We start from the raw sequence: 15032 nt of genomic DNA, 5'->3' as shown, positions 1-15032 counted from the left end.
CGTTCGCATCGGATCCGCTGCTCCAAGATTTTGGTTTTGCGCGTTTCCTGCGTGATCGCGCGGGCCTCGCCATATTGGAAAACGCTCCAAGGCGAAGGGCTCATGGCGGTCCGTGGGGCCATCGCCGAACGGCTCGATCTTTACGGGTTCGTGCTGGCGCGAACCGGGTGCCTTCAAGGCCGCGTTCGGTGCATTTCATGCACCGCCTGATGCGGTGCAGCATTTTCTGGGGGTGCTTAAGGAGCAATCACCTCGTCCGCTGCGAAGGTGATCGTGCCGTTTCGATGGCATACGGCCCGTGGCGGCTCATGCGGCGGGCCTGCCGGGTGATCGGCTGAACCGGTAATCCGCAAGTTCAGGATCCAACCGCCGACCTGACATTCAGGCTCGACCTCGAGGCCCTGCACGAGGAAGCCCCAGGCGGACGGCTGGGGCTGCTTTGAGGCAGCCGGATCGGACTTCGGGTCCGATCAGGCCGCGAGAGGCAGCTTTTCAGCCGGTGCGGCGACTTCGGTTTCAGTCGCGACGGGCTGGGCGTCAGCGGCTTCGGCAACGGCCTTGTCGGCAAGGGCGGGCATGTAGCGTTCAGCAAGAACGACATCGCGGCGCGCGGCAAAATAGAGCGAAAGCAGAGAAAACATCGGGACCTCGGTGTAATGTGTGTGTTGCAGTGCAACATCTGAGGCCCATTTGCCGCCGCAGGACAGTTTCCGCAAATGCAACAAGATCGCTTTTTGTTGCATTTAACGCAATTGAGTGGGGGTTTTTGAGATTGGATGCCGGTGCGGCGTGCCGGGAGCTCCATTCATTGCGCTTTATGCATCTTGCCTGCAAAAAACTGAAATCGGCGCCAGTCGACTCGCGAAATACCCTCAAATTCCGCATGTCCGCAGGAGATTTCTTGGTGCCGACCAGGCCTTTTGTGGCGCGCGATGTCCTGGCATGGGAAGGGGCAGGCGGCATGCCCGGCGGGCCGTACCGTGCAGGGGGAGCATATCTCCTGCGGAAAACTTCTGCGGAAGCCTCTTTTCAGGACCAAACGAACCCGCTAAGCGCGCATTCCCTGCTGGGGCGTCGCCAAGTGGTAAGGCACCGGTTTTTGGTACCGGCATTCGCAGGTTCGAATCCTGCCGCCCCAGCCAGGCTCTCCCTGAAAGAGAGCTTTTTCCGGCAGGGCTCCGTTCATCACTGATTACGGCACCGGTACGCGGACGACGCCCCGTGGCGAGGCGAAGTCCGCGCGTGTCTGTGCTTATCCGGCAAGCACGGCGTCGATGTCGGCGGCCGAGTGGCGTTCGCGCACGAAGCCTTCGCCGTTGCGGTTGACGATGCGGCCGCGCTGGATGCCCTTGCGAGCGGCGAGTTCATCGCCCCAGCGCACGAGATTGGTGTAACTCGGCACCTCGAGGAACGTCGCCGCGTCGCCATAGGCGTCGCCGCGCAGGAAACCGCCGAACCAGCCGTAGCAGGCGATGTCGGCGATCGTGTATTCGTCCCCGGCAAGATAGCGCGAAACCGCGAGGCGCTTGTCGGCCACGTCGAGGATGCGCTTGGTTTCCATGGCGTAACGGTTGATCGGGTATTCGTACTTTTCAGGCGCATAAGCGTAGAAATGGCCGAAACCGCCGCCGATCATCGGTGCCGTGCCCATCTGCCACATCAGCCACGACATGCATTCCGTGCGGGCGGGCTGGGTCGCAGGCAGGAACTTTCCGAACTTTTCGGCAAGGTAGAACAGGATCGCGCCGGATTCGAACACGCGGACGGGTTCGTCGCCCGAATAGTCGACAAGGGCGGGGATCTTCGAGTTCGGGTTGATCGCCACGAAGCCGGAGCCGAACTGGTCACCCTTGCCGATGTCGATCAGCCAGGCATCGTATTCCGCCTCGGCGACGCCCGCTGCGAGCAGTTCCTCGAGCATGATCGTGACCTTCTGGCCATTCGGCGTGCCCAGCGAGTGAAGCTGCAGCGCATGTTGCCCGCGCGGCAATTCGGATTCGTGCGTCGCACCGGAGACGGGGCGGTTGGTCTTGGCCCATTCACCGCCATTGTCCTTGTCCCAGGTCCAGACTTTGGGCGGCGTATAGGAAGATGTGCTCATGGAGAGGGGCTTTCGTGGCTGTGAGGAACAGCGGAGGTAGGTAGCCCGCAGGGAGGCGGCAACCCATGTCCGCATGTCGTTTTTCACGATGTCGAGCCGGGGCGCCGGGTTCGCCATCGGGATGATAATCCCAAGGTGAAATCAGCGATGTGCACGAAGAACTAGACGAAAGTATGGGAACTTGGGGCGCCTGCAATCGTTGACAGCGTTCACGCGGCGGGAGCATTCATGGCGAGCATGGTTCAAATGATTGAAAAACGTCGCGGAGCATCGATGGATGGGCATGCGGCACGCCGCCGGAACAAGGGATTTGAGGAAACACATCTTGCCTTGATCGAAACTGCAGTGCGTCTGGTGTCTGAAAAGGGGCTGGAAGCACTTTCACTTTCGGAAGTGGCGCGCGTGGCGGGGGTGAATCGGACAACGATCTATTATCATTTCGCGAGCCGCGAGGCCCTGATCGAGGAAGTGCGCGAGTGGTCGGCTGAGCAGCTGGGCAAGGCCTTCGCGTCGTCGCAATCCGCCGAGGAGCGCGCGCGCTACATCACGCGTTTCGTGCTCGAGAACCCGGATGTGGTCGCGCTGTGGACGGAGGAGTTCCTGTCTCCGGGGCGGATCGGCGACCGTTATCCGGCATTCGATGCGATGGCGGCGGGTTTTGAACGCCATTTCACGGCGGACCCGCGAAACGAAGGCATGGACGGGCAAGTCTTTGCCACATTCCTGCTCGCATGGGCGATGCTGGGGCCGCGTATCTATCGCAACAGTGTCCGCCCGGACATGTCCATCGACGAGACGGTAGAGCGTCTGACCCGCACCCATATGGCGATCCTGCAGCAGAGCGGCATTGTCGATATGTGAGGGCATTTCGAGGGCGGCACCAGGCCGCTGGCCTCACTCCACCGCCTATCGGCAGTAGCCTGTGGGTGGTCGAGTGGAGGAAGCGGGCTGGTGCCGCGACATTCGCTTGGCGCGAAATTCCAAACGGTTTCCAGGAGCGTTCGGCGCGGTCAGTGCGGGCAAAAGAAAGGGGCGGTCGCCGAAGCGATCGCCCCTTTCTTGTTGATTTGTCCCGATCGGGTCAGGCGATCTTGTGGATCCAGCCGTGCGTGTCGGGGGTTTCGCCGCGCTGGATCGAGACCAGGCGGTTCTTGAGCTTGGCGGTAAGCTGGCCAGGGCCGCCCGAGCCGATGGTGAAGGCGCCGTCGCGGCCCGAAACCTTGCCGACCGGCGTGACCACCGCGGCGGTGCCGCAGGCGAACGTCTCCACCAGCTTGCCCGAGGTCGCGTCTTCACGCCACTGGTCGAGGCTGTACTTGCCTTCCTCGACCTTGAGGCCTTCCTCACGCGCGAGCTGCAGCAGGCTGTCGCGGGTGATGCCGGGCAGGATCGTGCCGGTGAGGGCCGGGGTCAGAAGAGTGCCGTCCTCGAACACGAAGTAGAGGTTCATGCCCCCCAGTTCCTCGATCCACTTGTGCTCGGCCGCGTCCAGGAAGACGACCTGGTCATGTCCGCGCGAGATTGCCTCCGCCTGCGGCACCAGGCTGGCGGCATAGTTGCCGCCGCACTTGGCGGCGCCGGTGCCGCCGGGGGCAGCGCGGGTGTAGTCCGACACCCAGATCGATACGGCAGGCGCGCCGGACTTGAAATAGTTGCCCGCCGGGCTGGCGATGACGATGAACTTGTAGCTCTTGGCCGGACGCACGCCGAGGAAGGCCTCGGTGGCGATCATGAACGGGCGCAGATAGAGCGAGGCGCCTTCGGCTGCCGGGATCCAGTCCCGATCCGCCTGGACCAGACGTTCGATCGCCTCGATGAACAGCGCTTCGGGCAGTTCGGGCATGGCGAGGCGCTCTGCCGACTTGTTGAAGCGTGCGGCATTGGCTTCGGGGCGGAACAGCGCGATCGAGCCGTCGGCCTGCTTGTAGGCCTTCAGACCCTCGAAGATTTCCTGGGCATAGTGCAGAACGGCAGCAGCGGGATCGAGCGCGATCGGCTGACGCGGGCCTACCACGGCATCGTGCCATCCCTTCCCTTCGGTCCATTCGACCACGACCATGTGGTCGGAGAAATTGGTGCCGAAGCCGGGGTTGGCGAGAATGGTCTCGCGCGTTTCGGCGCTGGTCGGCGCGGGGTGGGGCAGAGTGCTGAAAGTCAGGCCGGCATCGGCGAGCGTCGCCATCGAACGTGATCCTCTAAACTAAGGTTGCGGGTGCCTCTGAATGAAAATTACGCGCAGCGCAACCGCAAAGTAATTTTGATACGCAATCTTATAGCTTTAGCACGGCGTTGAGGGCGGGAGAACCGGGGACTCGGCCAAGGCTGCGGCAGCATGCTCTTGCGCCCGGTTTTCAGGGAGGGCCAGTGCGAAATTCGCCCGATCATGTGCGAAAGTCAGTCATGAGCGAAAGTTTGGGAAGCGCAAATGAGAAGGGCCGCCCCGGTTGCCCGGTGCGGCCCTTCGCATGGTCAGCGGCCGGGAGTGCCGCCAGCGAAAGCCTTTATCGCGAATTCAATTCAGCGATAATGCCTCGCGACGGAAAAAGCCGACCTCTCTGCTGAACCATGAGACATCGGATCACCTCCTTTCGCGCTGTTTGAGCCATAGGGCGCCGCTGGTTAAAGCGGCTGGGCTTCGGGGTGCTTCCGGGCGCGTTTCCCAGGGTCCCTCGGCCCTGTTCAAATGTGTCTCCGATTCCGCAGCGCACAACAAGTCTTGAATTCGATTTTTTTGCGGTCATTATCGAGGCTTCGGGCCAGTTATCCCCAGCCTTCGAGCCACGCAAAAGCTCGATTCCCGGGGCAGTCAACTGCGGCCTGAAAGTTCCTGAAATTGCTGTATTTTTCCTCGTGAACGGGCCCCGGATCGCGTTTTTGCGAGTCCGCCGAGTCCCGTTCACGAGTGCACGTTAGCGGCAATCCTGGACGACGCGCGAAACCTCGGTCCAACTCGGTACATAAAGCGTCGCGGTGCCGGGCGCTTCGAGGGCGAAGCGGCCCTTGCTGAAGGCCATCGCGTCAAGCAGGGAATCCCGTGCCGGAATGTCCACCGAAAGGCCGGTCGCGCCGGCCGATGCGGCCAGCGTGCGGGCGGTGTCCGAAGTGCGCACCACCAGCGCCGGCGAACTGGCGCTGCCGGTGCGGGTGAGGGTTACGGTGCCGGCCTGCCGGTTGCAGCGCAGCGTGACGAGTCCATTTGCAAACGTGGCGGCGCCGGGGGCGGTCATCCGCCAGTCTCCCGGGGTCTGCGGGGCGTCCTGCCAGTTGGCGGGCGGCGGCGCAGGTGGTTGCGGTTGCTGGCTGGGCGCCGGGCGCGGCACGGATGGCGGCACCTGCGGCGGGGCGGGGACGCAGGCGGCAAGCACGGCCAGCGCGGTCAGCGGGGCGCCTGCGACAAGTTTGCGGGAGAACGACGGGACGGCTGCGAGCCGGCGCGGATTTGCCTTCATGGCCCCGGTATGGAATGAGGCGCGCTCCTTCTCAAGTGCGCAAAGTCATGACCAACTCGTCCGAGCCCCGATCCACCGAAAAGAAAACCCCCGCCAAGGGCCGTGTCGACCAGATGCTGGTCGACCGTGGTCTCGTGGAAAGCCGCACGCGTGCGCAGGCGCTGGTGCTGGCCGGACTGGTGTTTTCAGGCGAAACCAAGATCGCCAAGCCGGGGCAGAGCATCAAGGCTGATGCCCCGCTGGAAGTGCGTGGGCGCGATCATCCCTGGGTGTCGCGCGGGGGGATCAAGCTGGCCCATGCCATCGCGCATTTCGAACTCGACCCCACCGGGGTGACCGCGATGGATATCGGCAGTTCCACCGGCGGTTTCACCGATGTGCTGCTGACGCACGGCGCCGAACATGTCTTCGCGGTCGATTCGGGCACCAACCAGCTGGCGTGGAAGCTGCGTCAGGATCCGCGCGTCACCGTGCTGGAGCAGACCAGCGCGCGCATCCTGACGCCGGGCGAAATCGATCGGCCGTGCAGCTGGGTCGTGTGCGACGCCAGTTTCATCGCGCTGTCCAAGGTTCTGGAAGTGCCGCTGCGCCTTGCTGCGCCGCAGTGCCGGGTGGTCGCGCTCATCAAGCCGCAGTTCGAAGTGGGGCGCAATGAAGTGGGCAAGGGCGGGGTCGTGCGCGATCCGGCGCTGCACGAGCGGGTCTGCGCAGAAGTGCGCGACTGGCTGGAAAGCGAGGGCTGGAGCATCCAGGGCATCGTCGAAAGCCCGATCAAGGGGCCGGAAGGAAACGTCGAGTTCCTCGTCTCGGCCTCGCGCGGCTGATACCGGGGGCTAGTACCGGGGTTGGCCTGCGGATGGTCTCGAAGTGACGCGGGCGGGCGCTTTTACCGCGGCCGTGCATTGCGTGTTGGCATTTGTCGTACCACAAACCACCACACTTGATGGTTTTTCCTGATTCGGGGGTTGCCTGGGAATGAACCCGATTGCCTCACCTGCCCAATTGCGCGCCAGTCTGCTGCGCTGGTCGCTGGTGCTCGTGCCCTTGATCGTGCTGCTGGGCTTTGTGTCCGGCAAGGTGGCCGCAAGCGGGCCGGGCAATGCGTGGTTCGATGCGCTGGCCAAGCCCGGGATCTATCCGCCGCCGATCACGTTCGCGATCGTCTGGACCTTGCTTTACGTGATGATGGGCTTTGCACTGGCGTTGATCTGCGCGGCGCGCGGCGCGCGCGGTCGCGGCCCGGCGGTGATCGCCTTTGCCGTGCAGTTCGTGCTCAACCTCGCATGGAGCCCGGTGTTCTTCGCAATGCACCAGATGACCGGCGGACTGATCGTTCTGGGTCTGATGGTGACGGCAGTGATCATCACCATCCTGCTGTTCGCCCGCGTCCGCCCGGTCGCGGCCTTGCTGCTGGCGCCTTATCTCGCGTGGATCTGCTTTGCGAGCTACCTGAACTTCGCGTTCCTCCAGCTCAATCCGGACATGGACGGCGCGGAAGGCCCGCGGGCGGTGGAGCGGTTCGAAATCTAGGCCGTAAACTCATGAACGGCACCATCGAGGTTTGAGGCAAAATGGCTCAGCGGCAGGAGGGAAGGCGCTGGAATATGTCGATATTTCAAGACTTCCTGACGCAGCGCTGGGCCATTTTGGTCAAATCCCGTAGGGACGCCCAAATGGCTTCCATCTCGAACCGAAGCTGCCTTGGACGGGCAACCAGCCCGCCCGGCGGCACCTTCGGCCCGAGCTGTTCGCCATTTGGGCGCCTCGATGGCGGCGTTCATGAGTTTACGACCTAGCTCTGCACCCTCTTGCGTGCGGGGCCGCAAAGGACCAAATAGCCCCCATGCAAAGCGAAAACCCCTTCGTCGCCGATTTCGTGAAGATGATGAACGGCGCTGCCGGCACGCTGGCCGGTGTCGGCCGCGAAGCGCGCGACAATGCGCGCGAGCGTTTCCGTGAATTCCTGGGCGACATGGACTTCGTCAGCCGCGAGGAATTCGAGGCGGTGAAGGAAATGGCGGCGACCGCGCGCGGCGAGATCGAGGATCTCAAGGCCCGTATCGCCAAGCTTGAAGGCAAGTCCGGCGAGTGATTGCCGGCAGGGGCAGACTTTGACGAGCCTGCCTCTCTTCACCTTGCTTCACGTCCTCTGAACCCTCACAAGCCGCAGCCATGCAGTTGCGCGCGCCTGCCATCGTCTGTTCCACCCGTCCTCACGGCGAAACCGCGGCCATAGCCCGGCTGCTGACCGAAGAGGGCGGCCTTGTCGGTGCCTATGTCGCCGGCGGGCGCGGGCGGCAGCTCCGTCCGGTCCTGATCCCGGGCAATCTTGTCGAAGCCGACTTGCGGTCGAAACGTGAGGGGCAGTTGCCTTTCGCGCGGATCGAACTGGTCGAATCCCGCGGCCCCTGGCTCAGCGAGCCGCTGCCTTCGGCGGGAATCGCCTGGGTGACCGCGCTCGCCGCAGCGGCGCTTCCCGAGCGGCAACCGTTTCCCGCGCTTTACCAGGCACTGGCCGCCGTGCTTGATGCGATCTGCGCCGCGCCCTCGGCGCGGGGCTGGGTCATGCCGCTGCTTTCCTTCGAAGTCCTGCTGCTGCGGGAACTGGGATACGGGGTGCCGGTGGGCCGTCCGGCAGACGACGACTGGGGCGCGATCCTTGCCACTTTCGACCGGCTCGGCCCGGAGCTTGCGCGCTATCCGCTTGCCGAACGCCGCGGAGACGTTATGGGGGCGCGCGTCCTGCTGCGCGAGCGGCTGGCACGAATTCACGGTTAAAGTCCAAGCGGAGAACGTACATGCGCATCGCGGTATTTGCAGGAGACGGGATCGGTCCCGAGGTCACCGAGCAGGCAGTGCGTGTGCTTCAGGCGCTTGAACTTCCCGGTCTCGAACTGGTCGAGGGTGATGTCGGCGGTGTTGCCTATCGCAAGCACGGCCACCCGCTGCCCGCCGAAACGCTGGAGATCGCGCGCTCGGCCGATGCGATCCTGTTCGGCGCGGTGGGCGATTTCTCGTGCGACCATCTCGAACGCCACCTGCGTCCCGAACAGGCCATTCTCGGCCTGCGCAAGGAACTGGGCCTCTTTGCCAACTTGCGCCCGGCGCGCGTGTTCCCCGGTCTGGAAGACCTGACCACGCTGCGCGAGGAAGTCGCCTCGAAGATCGACCTGCTGATCGTGCGCGAGCTGAACGGCGACGTGTACTTCGGCGAGAAGGGCATCCGCACGCTGGAAGACGGCCGCCGTCAGGGCTGGGACATGATGTCCTACGCCGAGGACGAAGTGCGCCGCATCGCCCACGCCGGTTTCCAGGCCGCGATGACGCGTTCGAAGAAGCTCTGCTCGGTGGACAAGGCCAATGTCCTCGAAACCTCGCAGCTCTGGCGCGATGTGGTGATCGAGGTGGCCAAGGAATATCCCGAGGTCGAACTCAGCCACATGTACGTCGACAACGCGGCGATGCAGCTGGTGAAGAACCCCGGCCAGTTCGACGTGATCGTCACCGGCAACCTGTTCGGTGACATTCTTTCCGATCAGGCCTCGATGTGCGTGGGCTCGATCGGCCTGCTCGCTTCGGCCAGCCTTGCCGAAGGCTCCTATGGCCTTTATGAGCCGATCCACGGTTCGGCGCCGGATATCGCCGGCAAGGGGCTTGCCAATCCGATGGCGACGATCCTGTCTGCAGCCATGCTGCTGCGCCACTCGCTCGGCCTCGAGGCCGAGGCGGTGCGGATCGAGGCAGCGGTGGCCAAGACGCTGGCCGACGGCATCAAGGGCGGCGATCTGGGCGGCAGCGCAGGCACCCGCGAGATCGGTGGCGCCGTGCTGGCCCGTCTGTAATCAGGCGTCTTTGACCGCGACTAAGGTTTCTTCAGGTTTACCACGTAAAACAGGGCGCATGACCATTACCCCTACCGATCTTGCAGAGGCCGCAGACGTCGCCGCAGCGCAGGCATCCAAGCCGCTTGAGCTGGCCGTCGTCCTGCCGACCTACAACGAGCGCAAGAACCTCGCGACGATGATCGACCGGCTCGACAAGGCGCTCAAGGGCGTTTCGTGGGAGGCGATCTTCGTCGACGACAACAGCCCGGACGGCACCTCGGACGAGGCGCGCAGCCTCTCGCTGCGCGATCCGCGCGTGCGCTGCATCCAGCGCATCGGCCGCCGGGGCCTTGCCAGCGCCGCGATCGAGGGCATGTGCTCCACGGCCGCGCCGGTGGTTGCGGTGATGGACGCCGACCACCAGCACGATCCCGAACTGCTGCCGCTGATGCTGAAGGCGATCACCTCGGGCGAGTATGACCTCGCCTATGCCTCGCGCTTTGCAGAAGGCGCCAGCACCGAGGCCTGGGGCCGTCCCGACCGCGTCAAGGCGTCCGGCTTTGCCAACAGGATCGCCAACAAGGTTACCGGCGTCGATCTCACCGACCCGATGAGCGGCTTCTTCATGCTGCAGACCAAGACACTCCGGGCCGACGCGCATCGGCTCTCGGGCGTGGGTTTCAAGATCCTGCTCGACATTCTCGCCACGGTGGACACGCCGCTGCGGGTCAAGGAGTTTCCCCTGAACTTCGCCGCGCGCGCGGAAGGCGAGAGCAAGCTGGACAGGACGGTCGTGTTCGAATTCCTCGTTGGTCTTTACGACAAGTGGCTCGGCCGCTTCATCCCCACCCGCTTCGCGCTGTTCGGCACGGTCGGCGGCCTGGGCGCAGTGCTGCACATGACGGTGCTGGCGCTGGTCCTGCACCTGTTCGGCGCGGACTTCGCGATGAGCCACTATCCCAAGGAAGCGGCCTTCATCACCGGTCAGACGATTGCGGCCATCGTCGCGATGACGTTCAACTTCGTGCTGAACAACGAACTGACCTATGCCGACAAGCGTCTGCGCGGCTTCGGCCCGCTGGTGCGCGGCTGGGCGCAGTTCGCGCTGACCTGTGCGTTCGGCATGATCGCCAATATCGGCGCATCTACGGCGCTCGTCCGCATCGGTTTCCATGACTATGCGGCGGCGATCATCGGCATCGTGCTGGCTTCGGTCTGGAACTTCGCGCTGTCGAACAAGTTCGTCTGGGGCAAGTACTGAGACCCGGAACTGGCCGTTTTCGGCCGGTTCCTCTGATCTCGTTTCGCAAACGCGCGCCGTCCGTCGGCGCGCGTTTGTCGTTTCAGGGCTCCTGATCGACAGGCAGTTCGGTGTTTCTCCCGTTTTCGCAAAGCGGATGGGAGAGGACCATCATAGATCGATGTGCCCGATCCGCAGCTGATAGCGGCGCGGCAAGCGCGGCAAGCGCGGCGGGCGTTCGGTGCGGTCGAGGTGCTGACGCCCGACATGCAGGCGGAATACCGCGTGGCAGTGACACTGCCGGGCTGGAAGGCGATGCTTGCCCGGGGGAACGGGCAGCACTGCATCGTCGCCTGAACGTCAGCGCCAGCTCGGCAGCCACATCCAGAAATTGTAGGTCTCGTCGCTCGGCAGCGGCAGGCCCGAGATGATCGGGAAGAACAGCACGAACATGCCGAGCGAGGCCGCCATCGATAGTGTTCCCAGCTTGCGCCAGCGGTCCTTGCGCTGCCACAGCGCGTCGAGCGCGAAGGCCAGCAGGGCCATCAGGAAGGCGCCCGGCAGCAGGTAGTGGTAATAGAACTGCACCGGCTTGCCGTTCACCGCCCAGATCATCAGCGTGGCGGCATAGAGCAGACAAAACGCGGCGATGTCGCCCCGGCGGCGGAACAGCGCGGCCCACAGGCCCCAGAAGAACGCCGCGAGGCCCGCCAGCATCGAGACGGGATTGCCCAGCATCACGATGCCGCGGTGGGCGCCGTCGATGGTCTTGAACAGGTACCAGATCACCCGCCAGTCGGCCGCCCACTGGTACCAGAAGCTGCGGTAGGGGTGCGGTTTCTTCACGCTGTCCTGCAGGCGCACCATCAGTTCGTGCTGGCCGATGAAGTCGTAGGGCGAAAGCGTCAGGCGGGCGTAGAACATCGCCGGCGCATAAGTCGCCCAGTAGACCGCGAGCGGCAGCAGGCCGAGCCAGAACACCGCTTCGAGCAGCGAGACGCCCGGGATCGGGCCCGCGCCGCGCTTGCCGACGAACTTCCAGCCGGTTTCCTTGACGCGCAGCACAAAAAAGCACAGGCCCGGCATGACGAGCGCCGGGGCGCTGCTCCACTTGGCGCCGAGCGAGAGGCCCATGGCGATGGCAGCGGCGGCAAGGCGCAGCCGCGCCGCACCGGTGGTCCTGGTGCCCAGCGCCGCCGCGAACTGCCACAGCGCGATCATGCAGAGCCCCGCCTCGATCATGTCGAGCATGGCGATGCGGCTCTGCACGAACCACATGAAGTTGGTCGCCAGCAGCACGATCGCGGTGATCGTCGCGCGGCGCCGGTGTGAGGCGTGCCAGACCAGGCGGCCGAATGCGAAGAGGCCCGCCGTGCCCAGCAGCAGCGGTCCAAGGCGCCATGCCAGCGGGCGGTCGCCGAGGAAGTGGATGAAGGCGGCGATCACTTCCTTGCCGAACAGCGGGTGCTCGCGATTCGTCGGGATCAGCTTCAGCATCTTCAGCGAGGCCGGAACGTAGTGGACCTCGTCGAAGTAATAGGCGCTGGGCGTGGAGATCCGCCACAGCGCAAGGGCGAAGAAAAGCGCGGTGACGACAAGGCACCAGCCGAGCGGGTCACGATTGTTGCGGGAAGCGATCGGCTGCATTTGGGCGCGGAATACGGAGGATATGGGGCGACTGCAAGCGGTGGTTGAACCGCCCCTAGCCATGGCAGAACGGCACCTGGGGTCAGCACGGGCGCTTGCATCGGCGTCCGCGCGATCCTAGAGGCTTGGGCCATGAAACGCACGACCGGACAGGACCGCACCAAGACCCGCAACTGGCGTCCCGCCACCCGCGCAATCCGCGGTGGCACCTGGCGCTCGGAAATGGGGGAGACCAGCGAGGCGCTGTTCCTCACCTCGGGCTTCACCTATGACGATGCCGCCACCGTTGCCGCCCGCTTCATGGGCGAGGACGACGGCATGACCTATTCGCGTCTCCAGAACCCGACCGTGCAGATGCTCGAGGAGCGCATCGCCCTGCTCGAAGGCGCCGAGGCGTGCCGCACGCAGGCGTCGGGCATGGCGGCGATGACCGCCGCGCTGCTCTGCCAGCTTTCGGCGGGCGACCACATGGTTTCCGCGCGCGCCGCCTTCGGTTCGTGCCGCTGGCTGGGCGACAGCCTGCTGCCGCGCTTCGGTGTCGACGTGACGGTGGTCGACGCCACCGACCTGTCGGCGTGGGAAGCGGCGATCCGTCCCAACACCAAGGTGTTCTTCTTCGAGACCCCGGCGAACCCGACGATGGACATCGCCGACCTCGCCGGCATCGCCGAGATCGCCAGGGCCCACGGCATCACCACCGTGGTCGACAATGCCTTCTGCAGCCCGGCGCTGCAGCGCCCGCTCGAATTCGGCATCGACGTGGTGGCCTATTCCGCCACCAAGCTGATGGACGGGCAGGGCCGCGTGCTGGCCGGCGCCGTGTGCGGCAGCGAGGAATTCATCAACGACAAGCTGCTGCCGTTCCAGCGCAACACCGGCCCGAACCTTTCGCCGTTCAACGCCTGGGTGGTGCTCAAGGGGCTGGAGACGCTGGACCTTCGTGCCAAGCGCCAGAGCGAGAACGCGCTCAAGGTGGGTGAGTTCGTGGCCGGCCGCGTGCCCAGGATCCTGCACCCCTGGCTCGACAGCCATCCGCGCCAGGCGCTGGCGATGAAGCAGATGGACGCCTGCGGGCCGATCTTCTCCTTCGTGCTCGACGGCGGCCGCGCGCAGGCGCATGCGCTGCTCGACGCGCTGGAACTGATCGACATCTCCAACAACATCGGCGACTCGCGTTCGCTGATGTGCCACCCCGCGTCCTCGACCCACCACAACATGGGGCCGGAAGGGCGCGAGGCGATGGGCATCGGCGAAGGCATGCTGCGCATCAACGTCGGGCTGGAAGATCCCGAGGACCTGATCGCCGATCTCGATCAGGCGCTGACGAAGGCGGGCCTCTGAGCGCCGCCCCGCTTGGGGCCGACGCCGCGGCGTTTCTCGCCGCGATCGTCGAATCGAGCGACGATGCCATCGTCGGCAAGTCGCTCGACGGTACGATCCTGAGCTGGAACCACGCGGCCGAACGCATCTTCGGCTGGCCTGCCGGCGAGATCGTCGGCAGGAACGTGCGCACGCTGATCCCCGATGATCGCCAGGCCGAGGAAGACGCGATCATCGCCAGCATCATGCGCGGCGAGCGGGTGCCGACCTTCGAGACCGTGCGCCGCCGCAAGGACGGCAGCGCGGTGGAAGTGGCGGTCACCGTCTCGCCGGTGTACGACGGCCATGGCCGGGTGGTCGCCGCCAGCAAGATCGCGCGTGACATCGGGCTCAAGAACGCCACCCTGCGGCGTCTCGAACAGAGCGAGACGCGCTTTCGCCTGCTGGCGGAAAACATGTCGCAACTGGCCTGGATCGCCCGCAGCGACGGCTGGATCTTCTGGTACAACAAGCGCTGGTTCGACTATACCGGGACCACGCTGGAACAGATGGAAGGGTGGGGCTGGAGGGCGGTCCACCATCCCGATCACCTCGAACCGGCGACCGCCCGTTTCCGCGCCCATATCGCTTCCGGAGAGGACTGGGAGGACACGTTCCCGCTGCGCAGCGCGCAAGGCGAATGGCGCTGGTTCCTGTCCCGCGCCAAACCCATTCGCGACGATCAGGGCAAGATCCTCTACTGGTTCGGCACCAATACCGACGTCACCGCAATGCGCGATGCCGAAGAGCGGATCGAGCTTCTGCTGCAGGAAGTGAACCATCGCAGCAAGAACATGCTGGCGATCATCCAGTCGCTCGCGCGCCGCACCGACGTGGCCCGCCCCGATTTTCTCCAGCGGCTGGAGCAGCGCATCCAGGGGCTTTCCGCCAACCAGGACCTGCTGGTGCGGCGCGCCTGGTCGCCGGTTCCGGTCGGCGAGATGGTCGAGGCGCAGTTGCGCTGGCTGGGCGAGGCGCAGGGGCAGGTCGAGTGCCGGGGGCCGGAGGTGATGCTTTCGCCCGGGGCGGCGGAAGCACTGGCGATGGCGCTCCACGAGATGGGCACCAACGCGCACAAGTACGGCGCGCTCTCGGTGCCGGGCGGGCGCGTGCACATTGCCTGGTCGGTGCAGGGCGCCGATGCCGGGGAGGGAGAGGCGGAGGACGGCGACCCCGCAAGTGCGGGTTTCCGCATCGCCTGGCGTGAAAGCGGCGGCCCGGTGGTGGCGCCGCCCACCAGGCTCGGCTTCGGTTCGCGGATCATCGTCGACGTGCCGCGGGTCAAGCTCAATGCCCGGGTGACGACCGCCTACGAACCTGCGGGCTTTGCCTGGCAGCTCGATTGCGCGCTCGCGGCAATTTCGTGATCCACCGGAAAATTATCGCGCAATTTGTGGAACCCACTGGGTAGT

General features: G+C 64.9%; 15 protein-coding genes and 1 tRNA gene. 11 read left to right on the top strand and 5 right to left on the bottom strand.

The features are described from left to right. Nucleotides 1–470: 470 nt before the first annotated feature. Nucleotides 471–641: a hypothetical protein gene (locus DM450_RS25825; RefSeq protein ID WP_185928793.1), complete on the bottom strand. Its 171-nt coding sequence runs from the start codon at nucleotides 639–641 to the stop codon at nucleotides 471–473. 426 nt (nucleotides 642–1067) lie between these two features. On the opposite strand from DM450_RS25825, the gene DM450_RS10910 reads away from it, so the two are divergent. Continuing rightward, nucleotides 1068–1142 (top strand) — tRNA-Gln (locus tag DM450_RS10910). A gap of 110 nt (nucleotides 1143–1252) precedes the next feature. Here the strand turns inward: DM450_RS10910 and yghU are convergent. Beyond that, complete coding sequence (gene yghU / locus DM450_RS10905) at nucleotides 1253–2101, bottom strand: glutathione-dependent disulfide-bond oxidoreductase (RefSeq protein WP_142634755.1); 849 nt, start codon at nucleotides 2099–2101, stop codon at nucleotides 1253–1255. A gap of 228 nt (nucleotides 2102–2329) precedes the next feature. Between yghU and DM450_RS10900 the strand changes: the two genes are divergently transcribed. Further along, a complete protein-coding gene (locus tag DM450_RS10900) occupies nucleotides 2330–2962 on the top strand; it encodes a TetR/AcrR family transcriptional regulator (RefSeq protein WP_142634753.1) in 633 nt (210 codons plus the stop codon). A 220-nt stretch (nucleotides 2963–3182) separates the two neighbouring features. On the opposite strand, the gene DM450_RS10895 is transcribed toward DM450_RS10900, so the two are convergent. After that, nucleotides 3183–4283, bottom strand: coding sequence for a branched-chain amino acid aminotransferase (locus tag DM450_RS10895; RefSeq protein ID WP_142634751.1), 1101 nt, complete (start codon nucleotides 4281–4283; stop codon nucleotides 3183–3185). A 727-nt stretch (nucleotides 4284–5010) separates the two neighbouring features. Continuing rightward, nucleotides 5011–5550 carry a hypothetical protein gene (locus DM450_RS10890; RefSeq protein WP_260609796.1) on the bottom strand — a complete coding sequence of 180 codons (540 nt, stop codon included), beginning with the start codon at nucleotides 5548–5550 and terminating at the stop codon, nucleotides 5011–5013. Between the two features lie 47 nt (nucleotides 5551–5597). On the opposite strand from DM450_RS10890, the gene DM450_RS10885 reads away from it, so the two are divergent. The 7 genes from DM450_RS10885 (at nucleotide 5598) to DM450_RS25820 (ending at nucleotide 10971) form a co-directional block, all read left to right on the top strand. Beyond that, nucleotides 5598–6374: a TlyA family RNA methyltransferase gene (locus DM450_RS10885; protein ID WP_142634749.1), complete on the top strand. Its 777-nt coding sequence runs from the start codon at nucleotides 5598–5600 to the stop codon at nucleotides 6372–6374. A 151-nt stretch (nucleotides 6375–6525) separates the two neighbouring features. Next, on the top strand, nucleotides 6526–7080 hold the full coding sequence (locus DM450_RS10880; protein WP_142634747.1) for a TspO/MBR family protein: 555 nt from the start codon (nucleotides 6526–6528) through the stop codon (nucleotides 7078–7080). Between the two features lie 313 nt (nucleotides 7081–7393). Continuing rightward, a complete protein-coding gene (locus DM450_RS10875; RefSeq protein ID WP_142634745.1) occupies nucleotides 7394–7642 on the top strand; it encodes an accessory factor UbiK family protein in 249 nt (82 codons plus the stop codon). An 80-nt stretch (nucleotides 7643–7722) separates the two neighbouring features. Beyond that, on the top strand, nucleotides 7723–8328 hold the full coding sequence (gene recO / locus DM450_RS10870) for a DNA repair protein RecO (RefSeq protein ID WP_142634743.1): 606 nt from the start codon (nucleotides 7723–7725) through the stop codon (nucleotides 8326–8328). 20 nt (nucleotides 8329–8348) lie between these two features. After that, entirely contained in the window at nucleotides 8349–9392 is a 1044-nt protein-coding gene (leuB, locus tag DM450_RS10865; protein WP_142634741.1) for a 3-isopropylmalate dehydrogenase, read from the top strand. A 58-nt stretch (nucleotides 9393–9450) separates the two neighbouring features. Continuing rightward, complete coding sequence (locus DM450_RS10860) at nucleotides 9451–10635, top strand: glycosyltransferase (protein ID WP_142634739.1); 1185 nt, start codon at nucleotides 9451–9453, stop codon at nucleotides 10633–10635. 162 nt (nucleotides 10636–10797) lie between these two features. Continuing rightward, on the top strand, nucleotides 10798–10971 hold the full coding sequence (locus DM450_RS25820; protein WP_185928590.1) for a hypothetical protein: 174 nt from the start codon (nucleotides 10798–10800) through the stop codon (nucleotides 10969–10971). A 3-nt stretch (nucleotides 10972–10974) separates the two neighbouring features. Here the strand turns inward: DM450_RS25820 and DM450_RS10855 are convergent, their stop codons facing one another. Next, complete coding sequence (locus tag DM450_RS10855; protein ID WP_142634737.1) at nucleotides 10975–12261, bottom strand: glycosyl transferase; 1287 nt, start codon at nucleotides 12259–12261, stop codon at nucleotides 10975–10977. A 132-nt stretch (nucleotides 12262–12393) separates the two neighbouring features. On the opposite strand from DM450_RS10855, the gene DM450_RS10850 reads away from it, so the two are divergent. Together DM450_RS10850 and DM450_RS10845 are read left to right on the top strand one after the other, a co-directional pair. Further along, a complete protein-coding gene (locus tag DM450_RS10850) occupies nucleotides 12394–13602 on the top strand; it encodes a PLP-dependent aspartate aminotransferase family protein (protein ID WP_142634735.1) in 1209 nt (402 codons plus the stop codon). Continuing rightward, nucleotides 13599–14987, top strand: a complete 1389-nt coding sequence (locus tag DM450_RS10845) for a PAS domain S-box protein (protein ID WP_221889477.1) — start codon at nucleotides 13599–13601, stop codon at nucleotides 14985–14987. The genes DM450_RS10850 and DM450_RS10845 overlap by 4 nt, the downstream gene beginning before the upstream one ends. Nucleotides 14988–15032: the final 45 nt, after the last annotated feature.

Origin of the sequence: Sphingomonas sp. IC081 (assembly GCF_006874585.1) — a bacterium.
Lineage (GTDB): Bacteria > Pseudomonadota > Alphaproteobacteria > Sphingomonadales > Sphingomonadaceae > Novosphingobium.
Note: the sequence above shows the minus strand (reverse complement) of the source record. Positions and strands in the feature narration are given on the sequence as shown.